Origin of the sequence: Methylobacillus caricis, from assembly GCF_020532705.1 — a bacterium.
Taxonomy (GTDB): Bacteria; Pseudomonadota; Gammaproteobacteria; order Burkholderiales; family Methylophilaceae; genus Methylobacillus; species Methylobacillus caricis.
Window position 1 is genome coordinate 1525921 of the sequence record NZ_JAJAVD010000001.1, and the last position, 15599, is coordinate 1541519.

The window sequence follows — 15599 nt, forward strand, 5'->3', positions numbered from 1 at the left end:
TATCCAAGCGCCTGACCTCTCATGCAACAGAAAATACTGATTCTTGATTTTGGCTCCCAATATACCCAGCTGATCGCACGTCGCGTGCGTGAGGCCAATGTTTACTGTGAGTTGCACTCATGGGATGTCAGCGATGACTTTATCCGTGAATTCAACCCCGCTGGCGTGATCCTTTCCGGCGGTCCTAATTCAGTCTACGAAGACGAAACGCCTCGTGCGCCGCAAAGCGTGTTCGAGCTTGGCGTGCCTGTACTAGGCATCTGTTATGGTATGCAAACCATGGCAGCACAACTGGGAGGCTCAGTGGAAAACGCTGCCAAGCGGGAGTTCGGCTACGCTGAGCTCCGCGCCCAAGGCCATTCTGCCCTGCTCAGGGATATTCAGGACAGCACCAATACTGAAGGCCACGGCCTGCTGGATGTCTGGATGAGCCATGGCGACAAGGTGACGGCGCTACCCGCAGGCTTCAAGATTATCGCAAGCAACAGCTCCACCCCGATTGCAGGCATGGCAGATGAAACGCGTCGTTTCTATGGAGTGCAATTCCACCCCGAAGTCACCCATACCAAACAGGGCAAAGCCCTGCTCAGCCGTTTTGTCCATGGCATCTGTGGCTGCGACCAAAGCTGGAACATGCCTGACTATGTTGAAACCGCCGTGCAGCGCATCCGCGAGGATGTCGGTAGCGACCAGGTCATTCTCGGCCTTTCAGGCGGTGTGGATTCCTCGGTTGCCGCAGCATTGATTCACCGGGCGATCGGCGATCAACTCACATGCGTATTTGTAGACAATGGCCTGTTGCGCCTCAATGAAGCCGAGCAGGTCATGGAAACCTTTGCCAAAAACCTGGGCGTGAAGGTCATTCACGTCGATGCCAGCGCAAAATTCCTCGGTGACCTGGCAGGTGTAAGCGACCCTGAAGCCAAGCGCAAAATCATAGGGCGTGAATTTGTCGAGGTTTTCCAGCAGGAATCAGCCAAGCTGCCGCAGGCAAAATGGCTGGCCCAAGGCACTATTTATCCTGACGTGATTGAATCGGCTGGTGCCAAGACCAAGAAGGCGCATACCATCAAGAGCCATCACAACGTTGGCGGCCTGCCAGACACACTAAAACTGCAGTTGCTGGAACCATTGCGCGAACTGTTCAAGGACGAAGTGCGCGAGCTGGGTGTGGCACTTGGCCTGCCGCATGAAATGGTCTACCGCCACCCCTTTCCCGGCCCAGGCCTGGGCGTACGTATCCTGGGCGAAGTCAAGCGTGAATACGCAGACCTGTTGCGCCGTGCAGACCATATCTTCATTGAGGAACTGCGCGCTTCCGGCTGGTATGAGAAAACCTCGCAGGCTTTTGCCGTCTTCCTGCCCGTCAAGTCCGTTGGCGTGATGGGCGATGGTCGTACCTATGATTATGTCGTAGCCTTGCGTGCCGTTGTCACCAGCGACTTCATGACCGCACACTGGGCAGAGCTGCCCTACGATTTGCTGGGCAAGGTATCCAACCGCATCATCAACGAAGTCCGTGGCATCAACCGCGTGGTTTACGATATTTCCGGCAAGCCGCCTGCAACCATAGAGTGGGAATAAATTCCGCTGCATCATGCACTGAGACGTTGGCTGAAAAAGAGAACAAGATTATGAGCACCCCACAAAAACCTATCATCCTGACTGGCGATCGTCCTACCGGCCCACTGCACCTGGGCCATTTTGTCGGCAGCCTGCGCAACCGCGTCAGCTACCAGCATGAATACAAGCAATACGTCATGCTGGCAGATGCCCAGGCACTCACCGACAACATGGATGACATCGACAAGGTGCACCGCAATGTGATTGAGGTGGCGTTGGACTATCTGGCTGTCGGCATCGATCCAAAACTGTCCACCATATTCATCCAGTCGCAAGTTCCTGAGCTCACCGAGCTGGCGTTCTATTACCTCAACCTGGTGACCGTCGCCCGCCTGGAACGCAACCCGACAGTTAAGGAAGAGATTCGTCTCCGTGACTTTGAGCGTGATATCCCCGCAGGCTTCCTAACCTACCCTGTGAGCCAGGCAGCAGATATTACCGCTTTCAAGGCTTCACTCGTGCCTGTGGGTGAAGACCAGATCCCGATGATAGAGCAGACCAACGAGATCGTCCGCCGCTTCAACCGTCTCTACAAGAACGTAGTGACAAAAGGTGAAATACTGGTGGAAGCAAAAGCATTGGTACCAGAACTAGGCCGTTTGCCTGGCATTGATGGCAAGGCCAAGATGAGCAAATCGCTGGGCAACGTCATCAATCTCGGCGCCACTGCTGACGAAGTCGCCAAGGCAGTGAAGAAAGTCTACACCGATCCCTTGCACCTTAAAGTTGAGGATCCTGGCCATATTGAAGGCAACATTGCCTTCACTTACCTGGATGCATTCGATACCGATAAAGCCGCTGTTGCAGAACTGAAGGCCCACTACACTCGCGGCGGCCTCGCTGACAGCGTCGTGAAAAAACGCCTGGAAGCCGTGCTGCAGGAATTGCTGGAGCCAATCCGTACCCGCCGTGCCGAACTGGCGGAGGATAAGGGCTACATCCTGCAATTGTTGCGTGAAGGCACTGAACAGGCACGCGAAGTGGCAGCCAAGACTACTGATGAAGTGAAAGCTGCGTTGGGGCTAAACTACTTTTAGGTATCAACGCTGCCATTTCGCCAGCCTTCTGCAATTAGCCTGCCAATTTTCCAAAACGCGACCGTCAAAAGTCGCGTTTTTTATGCCGCCTCCTGGCTTTTATTTTATGGAATATGCGGACGACGAAAATATTGTGAGTCTTTCCGAATCGTTCAAGTAAAGCACTCTCGATATTTCTCATCACTGGGCACCTTGACATATATTGCCTCGCCCACGCCCTACCATCTATACAAAACCATGCACAATCAATAAAATGAGAACTATTTGCAACTAAAATCTCGGCACAATTATTCTCATGACCGCTCCGCACCTACCCCATGAGTTATTTCACCACCTTTACAGCGACCATCATGGCTGGCTGATCGGCTGGTTACGCCGCAAAGTAAAAGAAAAAGAACAAGCCGCAGACCTGGCTCAAGATACCTTCTTGAGTGTGCTTAGCTCCAACTACACGCAGGACATTCGCGAGCCACGCCCGTTTCTTGCCACTGTCGCGCGACGCCTGGTAGCCAACTATCACCGGCGGCAAGCTATTGAAGAAGCTTATCTTGAAGCGCTTGCTTCATTGCCAGAAGCGCACGCCCCCTCACCTGAAGATCGCGCCTTGGCGCTGGAGCTGTTGCAACAGATAGATCAAGCCTTGGGCGGCCTGCCGAGCCGTGCCAAAAAAGCATTTTTGCTTGCACATCTTGAAGGGTTGTCTTATGCAGAAATTGCCGAGGTGCTGCAAGTATCCACCAGCTCGGTCAAGCAATACCTGACTCGCGCAAACCAGCAATGCTTTTTCTCGATGTTTTGAGCATGAGCTAACCCAATGGCACCGACCACCTTTTCGCCAGAAATCTCCAAGGCAGCCGCAGAATGGCTCACTCTCAGCATGGATGCAGGATTCGGTCCACAGGATGCCGAACGCTTGCAGCAATGGCGCAATGCAGACCCCGAGCATGAACGCGCATGGCAACATATTGAGAGCATGAATGCATCGCTGCATCGCCTCAATACCCATGCCGCCTATCAGACCTTATCCACGCTGCATTCAGCAAGCAGGCGCTCCACACTCAAGGCGCTGGCATGGCTGGGGATGCTTGCTGGTACTGGTGTGCTGGCCAGCAGGACAGAGCAATGGCAGTTGCAAATAGCGGACTACAGCACCGGCACGGGCGAATTGAAAGAGCTTGCGCTTTCCGATGACACCCAGATCGTGTTGAATACGCGCAGTGCCATTGACGTCAAATTCACTGATACCGCCCGCATTGTCACCTTGCTTAATGGCGAAATCATGGTAACTACTGGACACCAGGCCAATGAACACAGGCCATTCCGGCTGCTCACTGTACACGGCTACATCCAGCCCCTGGGCACCCAGTTCAACGTCAAATTGGCTGGAGACTCCACTGAGGTCACTGTGCTGGAAGGCGCGGTCAATATTGTTCCGATGGAAGGTGCAAACCTCGTGGCACATGCGGGCGAACAAACCTCGTTCACCACCAACCATGCATATCCAGCCTCTGCTATCCCCGCACAAACGGGTGCCTGGCGTAAAGGCTTGCTGTTCGCCAATGACATGCGCCTTGCCGATCTGGCGCAGGAGCTTGGGCGTTACCGTCCTGGCTTTATCCGCTGCGATGATGCAGTGGCGGACTTGAGAATCTCAGGCGTATTTACGCTGAACGACACCACGCAGGCGCTTGAAGCCATCACCAACTCACTGCCTGTGAGCATTATCTATCGCACACGTTACTGGGTGCGCATTACAGCGAGCCATGCTTAGCGTCACCATCCCACGCATTATTCAGAAAAATTCAAAAAATCCTGCCCGATTCTCATTCTCAAGTGACCTCCCTGATGTAGTGCATTAATCAACTATCAGGGAACAACATGAAACGACCTCATTACACACACAGCACACTGCAACTTGCGCTGCTCATCGCATTGCAAACGGGCATGCATCAGGCTGCCATCGCAGAAGAGTCATCTGGCGCCGCGCAAGTGGCCACCAAACAATACACCATCCCGGCCGGAGAACTCGCTACGTCGCTACAAACCCTTGCCAGCGAATCAGGGGTGATTCTCACCTTCACACCCGAACAAACTTCGGGCAAACAATCCAAGGCACTTAATGGTCGTTACACCGTAGAACAGGCATTCGACACCCTGCTCACGGGCACAGGGCTTGCTGCCAAAAAGAACCAGAATAACCAATACTCCTTGATCAAAAGCCCAAGCCTTTCAAACGCATCCACCGCAAACCAGGCAGGCTCTACAACTCAGCTACCTGAAGTTGCAGTCACCACCCATGCAGAATCTGCAAACAAGCTACCACCTGACTATGCAGGCGGACAAACAGCTCGTGGTGGGCGGCTAGGCTTGCTGGGCAACAAGGACATCCTGGATACGCCTTTCAGTGTCACCCAATACACCGCCAAGCTGATCGAAGACCAGCAGGCCCAGAGCATAGGCGATGTGCTCGTCAACGACCCATCGGTTCGCAACACTTATTCACGCAGCTCAGGACGCGATGAGTTCAACATCCGAGGCTTCACGCTTTTCAATTACGATGTGCTATACAACGGCCTCTATGGCGTTACACCGCGCAACACCAGTTCACTGATTGGTATTGAGCGCATTGAGGTACTGCGAGGCCCCAACGCCCTGCTGAATGGCATGGCCCCTGCCGGATCGGTTGGCGGCTCCATTAACCTGGTGCCCAAACGCGCGGGCACTACGCCACTCAATCGTCTGACACTATCCCATATCGATGATAGCCAGTTGGAGACCCATATTGACGTTGCCCGCCGCTTCGGCGAAGAGCAACAACTGGGCGTGCGCGTCAATGCAATGACCAGCTCCGGCGACACGCCTGTTGATAACGCCAAGGAAAGCTTGGATGCAATTGCCATCGGCTTGGATTTCCAGGGTGAGCGCCTGCGCATCGAAGGCGACTTCAACTATCAACACCGCAACACACAAGGGCGCGGCGGCCTGCTATTCGCTCCTTCGACAGGCAGGATTGCCTCTGCACCAGATGCGGATAAAAACTTCATCCAGAAATGGACCTATTGGAAAACCAATGAAGTATCAGGGGCCGTACGTGCTGAGTTCGACGTGACCCCTGCGTGGACTCTCTATGGCGCTCTTGGTGGCAAGGAATATGACTTCAAGAGCTTGCAAACGCAGATGCAGCTACAAAATACACAGGGTCTGCTAGCTTTCAGGCCTTATCGCCTGGATGAATCCATCAAAAACCTCTCAGCTGAAGCGGGAGCTAAAGGCAAGTTCACCACCGGGCCAGTTGAACATGAGCTGGTCTTGAGCATCAACAGTTTCTCTCAGGAAAACAGACTGTTACGTTCGCCCAATGTCCCCTTTGCATTTTCCAATATCTATTCGCCAGTAAATTTTAGCGAGCCTACCCTGGTACTCAGTGGCAATCTACCCAAGACCAGTGAATCCAGGCTACGCAGCCTCGCTATCGCAGACACCATTTCCCTGGCGGACCGCAAGGTGCAACTCACTCTGGGCGCGCGCCACCAGCAAGTCGAAGCTTCAAACTTCAACGGCACTACCGGTATCAGGACTGATCATTACGACAAATCCGATCTGACACCGGCCGTTGCACTCGTGATCAGGCCAACAGAGCAACTGTCTTTCTACGGCAATTATATTGAGGCGCTGAACCAGGGATCGACCGCCCCTACCGGCGCAACTAATGCCGGCCAAATGTTTGCCCCTGCAGTGTCCAAACAACATGAGGCTGGCGTGAAATATGACTTTGGACGCTTTGCGACCACTCTGAGCGCATTTCAGATCGAACGCCCAGCTGGTTTTACGGACCCAACCACGCAACGATTTGATATGGATGGCGAACAACGCAACCGCGGCATTGAGCTGATCACTCAAGGTGAAGCCATTGACCACGTCCGCGTACTGGGTGGCCTAGCCTGGACCCAGGGCAAGCTGACCCAAACCGAGGGCGGCACCAATGACGGCAATACAGCACCCGCAGTGCCCAGGCTGCAATTCAACCTTGCCGGAGAATGGGATACCCCCATTGTCCCAGGATTAACACTGACAGCCCGCATGGTTCATACCAGCCCACAATATGTGAATGCTGAAAACACACAAAAGATTCCAACCTGGACACGTTATGACCTGGGGGCAAGATATGCATTTGTTGCCGGAAAAACACCAATCACCATGAGAGGCACAATCGAAAATCTGTTCGATAAGAATTACTGGCTATCTGCGGCGCGAGAAGGCCTGACGGTAGGGGCACCACGCACGGTCCTATTATCAGTCTCAGCGGATTTCTAGATTTCTGTTCGTCCGTGCTCAACAGGCGCTATGACCTATGCCATAGCGCCCGCCCTCTATCTCATTCCCTCATCATCCAACAGCACTTACCAGTTTTTCAGCCATACGTTCCAACATCAGACTAGATTCCATTTCTCAGGAGCGGTCCATGCTATTCGGCGGTATCGATACCCTATTTCGTGCAATATCACGTCGGCAGGACGCAGATCACCTCTTAGGTTATAATTCAAGGTTTTATAGGTCATGCGCCATGAGCCGTGGATTTGTAAAAGAGGATGACCTTGAGCACGCTGGTACGGATTTGCCAGAGCGGCCGCTTAGCCCCCATCCCAATTACGTCACTCCAACTGGCCTCAAGCAATTGCAGCGACAAGCCAGCATACTGGAAACGGAGCGCCTGAATTTCACCCAGCGCAAGGAAGACCCGATCGCCCAGCAACAGCTGGCGATGATAGACCGTGATCTGCGCTATCTGCATGCCCGGCTGGAATCCGCCATTTTGGTTGATCCTGCCAAGCAGCCCACTGATACGGTGTTATTTGGTGCCACCGTGGAAGTTGAGGATGAAAACGGTGAAACGCATACGTTTATGATCGTCGGTGAGGATGAAGCCGATATTGCCAGCAACCGCGTTAGCTGGGTTTCACCGTTGGCCCATGTATTGCTGGGCCAAAAGGTGGGCGACAGCGCTACCTGGCAGCGTCCCGTGGGCGAACTTGAGCTGGAAGTTATTGGTATCCATTATTGAAAGAATTCAAGAAATGAATGTAATCAATGCCATTGAAACACGCCGTTCTGTGAAAGCATATGATGCCAGCCACACAATGTCCGAGGCCGAGATTGAAAAACTGATGTCACTGGCAGTACTCTCCCCGACTGCATTCAATATCCAGAACTGGCGATTTGTGCTGGTGCAGGAGCCGGAATTGCGCCAGCAATTGCGTGATGTCAGTTGGGGACAAGCCCAAGTCACGGACGCCTCCCTGCTTGTTGTGCTGACCGCAGACCTCAAGGCCTGGGATAAGGAACCACGCCGCTATTGGCGTAATGCGGAGCAATCTGTACAAGACTATCTGGTCAATGCCATCGACAACTATTACCGCGACAAGCCACAGGTGCAACGCGATGAAGCCATGCGTTCCTGCGGTATGGCAGCGACTACCTTGATGCTGGCCGCCAGGGAAATGGGCTACGACTCCTGTCCGATGGATGGTTTTGATTTTGATGCCGTAGCCAAGTTGCTCAACCTGCCAAGTGACCATACGCCCGCGATGTATGTCGCCATAGGCAAGGGTATCCAGCCTGCGAAACCACGTGGTGGGCAATTGGCACTGGATGAGGTGGTTATTCGCAATAAGTTCAAGTAGCAAACTCACAGAATATTTTAGGATTTTTAGGAAAACACCGTGTTAATCAGCAACAACATCACTATGCAGTTTGGCGCCAAGCCATTATTTGAAAACGTATCGGTCAAGTTTGGTGAAGGTAACCGTTACGGCCTGATTGGCGCCAATGGCTGTGGCAAATCAACCTATATGAAAATTCTGGCCAGGGTGCTGGAACCGACATCGGGCAATATCTCGCTGGATAGCAATGAACGCATGGCGTTCCTGCGCCAGGACCAGTTTGCCTATGAAGACCAGCGCGTCATCGACGTGGTGATGATGGGCCATGAGCAAATGTGGAAGGCCAATGTAGAAAAGAACGAAATCTACATGAACCCGGAAGCCACGGAAGAAGACTACATGCGTGCTGCAGAGCTGGAAGGCGTGTATGCGGAATATGACGGTTATACTGCAGAAGCCCGTGCAGGCGAATTGCTGCTGGGTGTAGGGATTCCCATTGAGCAGCATAACGGCCCAATGAGCGCTGTTGCGCCAGGCTGGAAACTCCGCGTGCTGCTGGTACAGGCGCTGTTTGCCAATCCTGATATCCTGCTGCTGGATGAGCCGACCAACAACCTGGACATCAATACCATCCGCTGGCTGGAAGATGTACTGAACAATCGTGATTGCACCATGATCATCATCTCGCATGACCGTCACTTCCTGAACCAGGTATGTACGCATACCGCGGATATGGACTACAGCAAGCTGACGGTTTATCCAGGTAATTATGATGACTACATGGAAGCCTCCACCCAGGCCCGCGCCCAACAAGCCAAGGACAACGCCAAGGCCAAGCAGCAAATCGCGGACTTGCAGGAATTTGTGCGCCGCTTCTCTGCAAACGCATCCAAGGCCAAGCAGGCCACCAGCCGTGCCAAGCAGATCGACAAGATCAAGATTGAGGAATTCAAGCCGTCCAGCCGCCAGTATCCATTCATCCGCTTTGAATATGACGAACGCGACAAGCTGCACCGCAACGCCGTAGAACTGAAAAAGGTCAGCCACGGCTTTGATCGCCCATTGTTCAATGATGTGGAATTGATCTTCGAAGCAGGTGAAAAAGTCGCCATTATCGGTGAAAACGGTATCGGTAAAACTACATTCCTGCGTTGTTTAGCAGGCGACCTGACACCTCAGCACGGCGAAGTGAAATGGACTGACAAGGCCAAGCTGGGTTACTTTGCACAGGATCACGAATACGAGTTTGAAGAAGATCTCAACCTGTTCGACTGGATGTCGCAATTTACTCAGCAGGGAGACGACGACCAATCAGTACGCAGTATGCTGGGACGGCTGCTGTTTTCCGGCGAAGATACCAAGAAGTCTGTAAAAGTATTATCCGGCGGCGAGAAAGGCCGCATGCTCTACGGCCAGCTGATGCTGGCGCGCACCAATGTATTGCTGATGGACGAACCAACCAACCACATGGATATGGAATCTATCGAGGCATTGAATACTGCGCTGGATAAGTACAAGGGCACGCTCTTCTTTGTCAGCCATGACCGTGAATTCGTCAGCTCATTGGCTACACGCATCATCGAAATCAAGGCGGATGGTATCGTAGACTTCAGTGGCAATTACGAAGATTACCTGGCAAGCCAGGGCGTCGAATAAGCTCAGCCTTTACACTTCAGTAAAAAATAAAAAAGGATTGCTAAGCAATCCTTTTTTATTTCCATCCATCACTCATTCCGATGATCCGCATATTGTTCTGCCACCTGCTTAAATTTATCCTGGATTGCCACAAACGCATCAATGATATCCGGATCGAAATGCGTTCCCCGTTCCTCCACCATCATCTGTACTGCAATGTCGTGCGCGATCGGCCCTTTATAAACACGCTCACTGATCAAGGCATCATAAACATCAGCAATCGCCATCAGTCTTGCAGATAGGGGAATATTTTCCCCACTCAAGCCATCTGGATAACCTGAACCATCCCAGTACTCGTGATGCCACATGGCGATTTCACGCGCATATTGAAGAAAATTATTCTTACGGCCAATAAGTTTTTCTGCCTCAATCAACGCACTGGCACCCAATTTTGAGTGGTTTTTCATGATGGCATATTCATCTTCACTCAATGGGCCCGGCTTGAGCAGGATGCGGTCAGGAATCCCTACCTTGCCAATATCATGCAAAGGGGCTGACTTATAATACATATCAATCACAGTCGGCGTCAGCATAGCGGCGTACCTGGGGGTTTCACAAAGCTTTTCGGCAAGCAGCTTCACATAAGTCTGTGTGCGCCGGATGTGGTTGCCGGTTTCGTTATCCCGAGTTTCCGCAAGTGATGCCAATGCAAAAATAGTGACATCCTGAATGAGGGCAATCTCGCGGGTACGCTGTTCTACCTGGTATTCCAGGAAACGCCGCTGGTCGCTCAAGAACAGGTGTGTTTGCACACGCGCCAGCACAATGGGAGGGCTAATCGGCTTGACAATGTAGTCTACAGCCCCGACGTCAAACCCGCGTTGCTCATCTTCCATATGGATTTTTGCAGTCAGGAAAATAACCGGGATATTTTCCGTCACGGGATTGGCCTTGAGTTGGCGGCAAACCTCATAGCCATCAATATCCGGCATCATGATATCAAGCAGAATGAGCGACGGCTGCGGCAGTGACTGCGCCACCTTCAGGCCATCAACTCCCGAAGTGCTTACCTTGACATAATAAAACTCTTTAAGTAAGGCATTGATTATGGAAAGGTTTTCAGGCTTATCATCAATAACCAGAATTGTTTGCTTATGTATGACATCCGACATTTCATTCATTGCCTTTGTCCTGATTGTCTAATGAGGAGGTCGTCAATATTGATTTTAATAATAACAGAGCCGCATCAAAATCATAAAAACTGATAAGTTCAGCCAATTTCTGGTATTGCTGGTGCGGCAGAACCGCTTTCAACGTGGCATGTTCTGCATCAATATAATCCTGCACAGTCGCATCACGTGCTTCGAGATATTGTTGGATTTTCTGCAGAACCTCTTTGCCATGCTGCTTGCTGATCGTGGCTGGGGGCACCTGCTGGGCATGCTGGCCTAACACCGATGCCAACGAATCTATCGCATCCGCCAGGGATGATGCGAACAAATCCAGTGCAAGCTCGACCCCGGCCTGCTCCCTCAAGGCTTGCTCCAATTCAGAGGCAGCCTCTGCCAGGGCAGTGGCACCCAGATTACTGGCCACGCCTTTGATATTGTGCGCAAGACGTACGCCGTCCTCTACCCTGCCTTCACCGAGAGCCTTGCGTATCTCGAAAGCTGAATCAGCCTGGCTGGCTGCAAACTGCTTCAATAAGCGAATATACAACTCCTGATTGCCTGCCACCCGGCGCAAGGCATCTGGCACATTGAATCCCTGAATTTCAAGCAAAGAATATCCTCCTGTTTCAGACACCATTAATGATGTATCTACCCGCTTGTGTGGATGGAAACACGACAAGGTCTGGTACAGCACATCAGGGTCTATGGGTTTGGTAACATGCCCCGACATACCGAGGTCAATACAGCGCTGACGTTCTTCAAGCGTGGCGTGGGCCGTCATGGCAATCACTGGCAGATGATCAAAACGCTGATCCGAGCGGATCGCGGAAGTGGCGGCATAACCATCCATCACCGGCATTTGCAGATCCATCAGCACCACGTCATAACCGGCAGGGGCTGCAATCAGCTTATCCAGTGCTACCTGGCCATTCTCGGCAATTTCGACAGTAGCGCCTACTGATTGGAGAAGCTCACTGGCGATCTGCTGGTTGATTTCATTATCCTCGACCACCAATATCCGCATTTCACTCAGGTCATAGCTGGGATTGGGCAACACATAAGCCTGTTCGGGAACCGCCGAGCTATAGAGTCCAACCAAAGTATCAATCAGTGATGACTGGCTGACCGGTTTGACAAGGAACGCATCCAGGTTCAAATCTTCGGACTCGCGCCTGACTTCCTCGCGACCGTAGGCAGTCACCATAATAATGGCTGGTATTTTGGCCAAGCTGGTATCCTGCTTGATCAACCTGGCAGCATCAAGGCCACTTAAGCCAGGCATTTTCCAATCCATCAACACCAGGTCTACAGGCTGGTGGTGCTGAAACTCTTTAACCATGGATACCGCTTCACTGCCAGACTTCGCATAGCTCAGCCTGAATGGCAGAAAACTTAGCTGACTGGCCAATATGCTGCGTGCAGCCGCATTATCGTCCACAATCATGACATGCAGATCATTCAGCTCGTTGACGAGAATATATGGCTTTGCCGGAGCGCCATTGCCAAACCATGAAGTGAAAGTGAAAGTTGACCCCTGCCCGGGCACGCTAGTTACCCAGATATCGCCTCCCATCAAGCCAACCAGACGCTTGCATATGGTGAGGCCGAGCCCAGTGCCTCCATATTTGCGCGTTGTTGATCCATCCGCTTGGGTAAATGGCTGGAATAACCGGTTGCAGGCGTCAGTATCCATGCCGATTCCTGAATCAATGACAAAAAACTGCAACTTGATCTGCTGATCATTGGAGTCCAGCAACTGGCAACGAATGATCACCTCACCTTCATGCGTAAACTTGATGGCATTGCTGACCAGGTTCAACAATATCTGACCCAGTCGCAGAGGATCGCCAATCAGGTTTCTCGGTACGTCATCCGCGACATCAAACAGCAACTCCAGTCCGGCATCGCTCGCAGTATGGGCCAGTGTGTTGGTTACACTATTCAGTACCTGATCCAGTGAAAACTCAATCTGCTCAAGATCCATGCGCCCAGATTCAATCTTGCTGAAATCAAGAATATCGTTAATCACCGATAGCAATGACATCCCTGCACTGTGGATTTTGCCGAGATAGTCACGTTGCTTGGGAGTAAGCTCGGTTTTCAGTGCAAGGTGAGCCAGGCCGATCACCGCGTTCATGGGGGTACGGATTTCATGGCTCATATTGGCCAGGAACATGGATTTGGCCAGTGTGGCTTCCTCTGCGGCGTCCCTGGCCTGCCTCAGCTGCTCTTCTGCTATCCGCTTCTCTGTAATATCCTCGAACTGCCAAACACTCTGGCTTTCCGGATCATTGATATCAACGGCATGGCCAAATATGCGACACCAGAATTTCGTCCCGTCCTTGCGAACAAATTGCTGCTCATCGGTATAGGTTTCGCCACGGCGCAATATCTCATAGCCCTGTGAGCCAACTTGCTGGTATCCCTGATCGGTGGAGAACCACTCCCTGGTTGAGCGGCCGATGAGCTCGCCTTGAGAGTATCCAAGCATATGCTCGAACTTGCGGTTGCACCTTATGACCTGACGGTTCTTTAATTCAATAATCCCCAATGGGGCAGAGTCCAGAATGGCTTTCTGTTGATCTATCGCCAAGCTTAATGCATTTTGAGCCTCGCGCTGGGCAGTAATGTCGACTATTGACCCCACCATGCCCCCAGGGGAACCGTCAGGCAAACGAAAGCCACTCACCCAATACAACACCTGATGTATCTTGCCATCCGCAAACTCCAGAGACAGGGCTTTATGTATCGTCGCCCCCGTCTCAATGACATGCTCATCTTCCTTTTGATAAGCTACCCGATCTTCGTAGGGCAGGTAATCCATATCCAGTACTGTCTTGCCCACCATATAATCGCGACTGACCCCAAACTCATGCTCATATGCCCGGTTGCACCCAAGAAAACAACTATCCGCCCCCTTGAAGAACAGGGGACTGGGAATATTGTCAATCAGTTGCTGCAAAAACAGGCTTTGGGATTTATTTTCCAGATCAATACGCTTGCGTTCTGTAATGTCCTCAATATAACCATTATAGAAAAGCTCCCCGCCCAGGCCACGCTTGGGAATGGCACGTGCATGTATCCAATGGACACCATCATCCAACTGGACACGAAACTCCCCATCCCATAATCGCTGTTGTCGCTTTGCCTGGCGCAGTTCTGTGACCAGCTTTTGTTTGCCTTCATCAATGACATGGATAAATGCGTTTTCCCACTTTTCCATGATCGCATCGCTCGTAACCCCTAGCATCTGGCTCGCACTGGGGTTAACAAAGCTGAAGCGCAAGACCTGGCCACGCATGGAAAAAGTCTGAAAAACACCTATGGGGAGACTGCCAGTCAGGCCGCCCAGCAACTCTTGAGAGGCTTTCACCGCACGTTGCTCTCTTAACATGCGGTATACCAATAAGCCCAGCAACAAGGAAATAACCAAGCCAACGACAATAATCATCAGGACGCGGCTGGCATGATTAAGCAGCAGTGCCGGCCGCGGATGGACAATTAATTGCCAGTCGAACCCTGCAAGATTAAATGGCAAGACAGTATCAAAACCATGACGCTGGTGTGAATGATCAAAATCAAGCGGATTTAGATCACTCTCCCCGCCAATCACATAAAATATTGGGTGCTGGAGGTTGTTACTATCCAGCAGAAATACATCCACACCCAGCATTTCTGCCTTTTGTTCCATATCATGGAACAGCTTTTGCAAAGACAAACGACCGGAAATATATCCTTTGAAACTCTTGAGGGTTGTGGCTTGATTAACTCCACCCTGAAATACTGGAACATGCACCAACAGGGTTGAGATATTGCCTCCGCCCTCCTGAACCAAAGAAGCGGTGACGTTGAACCCATGGTCTACGTCATTCTTGACTACATCAAAATCTGCGGCAGATGAGGCGGTATCAACTCCCAGCATTGAAGGCGCGGCGGCATCCTGGCCCACCATCTCGCTGTAAAAAATGGGAAAATATTCAGGTCTCTGTCCAGCAGGGACATAGCGGCCACTATCTGGATCAAGCTGCAGGAAATTGAACTCTGTCAGGCCGTCCTTGCGGGCGTCGTTGATGTATTGCCTGCGCTCTTCTTCGGTAACGCGTGGTCGCCATTGAAGTTCGCGTAACAAAGGGCTATTCGCAATTGCGCGTAAGGCAAACTCACGAAACTCGCTACGAGTGACAGACTCGCTGGCATTGAACAGCCATGCGGTTGTCTGCACAAAATCGACCGCATGCTGCAACTCAGAATGAATGGTGTGGTGAAGCTCCTGCCCTGCTGTTTGCACCAGTTGAAGCTGACGTGAGTGCAGCGCAGTATTGTAATACTGGGTGCGCGCAAGAAGCGTAGTGATGACCACGCCAAATATAAATACGCTGAATGCCAATATCCGGTCATGCCGTATCTTTACCATAAGCACTTTCGTATATTCGTTTTTTTATTATTAAGTGGCTGGTCCTGATCAGCCACTA

General features: G+C 51.8%; 10 protein-coding genes. 8 read left to right on the forward strand and 2 right to left on the reverse strand.

The annotated features are described in order from the left end of the window. Positions 1-21: 21 nt before the first annotated feature. The 8 genes from guaA (at position 22) to LG200_RS07235 (ending at position 9976) form a co-directional block, all read left to right on the forward strand. Positions 22-1584, forward strand: a complete 1563-nt coding sequence (guaA, locus tag LG200_RS07200; RefSeq protein WP_226756890.1) for a glutamine-hydrolyzing GMP synthase — start codon at positions 22-24, stop codon at positions 1582-1584. Between the two features lie 50 nt (positions 1585-1634). Then, positions 1635-2660, forward strand: a complete 1026-nt coding sequence (gene trpS, locus LG200_RS07205) for a tryptophan--tRNA ligase (RefSeq protein ID WP_226756891.1) — start codon at positions 1635-1637, stop codon at positions 2658-2660. A gap of 295 nt (positions 2661-2955) precedes the next feature. Next, a complete protein-coding gene (locus LG200_RS07210) occupies positions 2956-3459 on the forward strand; it encodes a sigma-70 family RNA polymerase sigma factor (RefSeq protein ID WP_226756892.1) in 504 nt (167 codons plus the stop codon). Positions 3460-3474: 15 nt separating this feature from the next. Further along, on the forward strand, positions 3475-4431 hold the full coding sequence (locus LG200_RS07215) for a FecR domain-containing protein (protein ID WP_226756893.1): 957 nt from the start codon (positions 3475-3477) through the stop codon (positions 4429-4431). 107 nt (positions 4432-4538) lie between these two features. After that, positions 4539-6974, forward strand: a complete 2436-nt coding sequence (locus LG200_RS07220) for a TonB-dependent receptor (protein WP_226756894.1) — start codon at positions 4539-4541, stop codon at positions 6972-6974. A gap of 250 nt (positions 6975-7224) precedes the next feature. Beyond that, entirely contained in the window at positions 7225-7722 is a 498-nt protein-coding gene (locus LG200_RS07225) for a GreA/GreB family elongation factor (RefSeq protein WP_226756895.1), read from the forward strand. A gap of 13 nt (positions 7723-7735) precedes the next feature. Further along, entirely contained in the window at positions 7736-8341 is a 606-nt protein-coding gene (locus LG200_RS07230) for a nitroreductase family protein (protein ID WP_226756896.1), read from the forward strand. Between the two features lie 39 nt (positions 8342-8380). Continuing rightward, on the forward strand, positions 8381-9976 hold the full coding sequence (locus LG200_RS07235; RefSeq protein WP_226756897.1) for an ABC-F family ATPase: 1596 nt from the start codon (positions 8381-8383) through the stop codon (positions 9974-9976). Between the two features lie 68 nt (positions 9977-10044). On the opposite strand, the gene LG200_RS07240 is transcribed toward LG200_RS07235, so the two are convergent. Continuing rightward, positions 10045-11136: a response regulator gene (locus LG200_RS07240; RefSeq protein WP_226756898.1), complete on the reverse strand. Its 1092-nt coding sequence runs from the start codon at positions 11134-11136 to the stop codon at positions 10045-10047. After that, a complete protein-coding gene (locus LG200_RS07245) occupies positions 11129-15541 on the reverse strand; it encodes a response regulator (protein WP_226756899.1) in 4413 nt (1470 codons plus the stop codon). Before LG200_RS07245 ends, LG200_RS07240 begins: the two co-directional genes overlap by 8 nt. Positions 15542-15599: the final 58 nt, after the last annotated feature.

Coding starts and splice junctions, on each gene's coding strand:
- trpS (WP_226756891.1), top strand. CDS start 1,635: ATGAGCACCCCACAAAAACCTATCATCCTGACTGGCGATCGTCCTACC.
- LG200_RS07225 (WP_226756895.1), top strand. CDS start 7,225: ATGAGCCGTGGATTTGTAAAAGAGGATGACCTTGAGCACGCTGGTACG.
- LG200_RS07240 (WP_226756898.1), bottom strand. CDS start 11,136: ATGAATGAAATGTCGGATGTCATACATAAGCAAACAATTCTGGTTATT.
- LG200_RS07230 (WP_226756896.1), top strand. CDS start 7,736: ATGAATGTAATCAATGCCATTGAAACACGCCGTTCTGTGAAAGCATAT.
- LG200_RS07215 (WP_226756893.1), top strand. CDS start 3,475: ATGGCACCGACCACCTTTTCGCCAGAAATCTCCAAGGCAGCCGCAGAA.
- LG200_RS07220 (WP_226756894.1), top strand. CDS start 4,539: ATGAAACGACCTCATTACACACACAGCACACTGCAACTTGCGCTGCTC.
- LG200_RS07245 (WP_226756899.1), bottom strand. CDS start 15,541: ATGGTAAAGATACGGCATGACCGGATATTGGCATTCAGCGTATTTATA.
- guaA (WP_226756890.1), top strand. CDS start 22: ATGCAACAGAAAATACTGATTCTTGATTTTGGCTCCCAATATACCCAG.
- LG200_RS07210 (WP_226756892.1), top strand. CDS start 2,956: ATGACCGCTCCGCACCTACCCCATGAGTTATTTCACCACCTTTACAGC.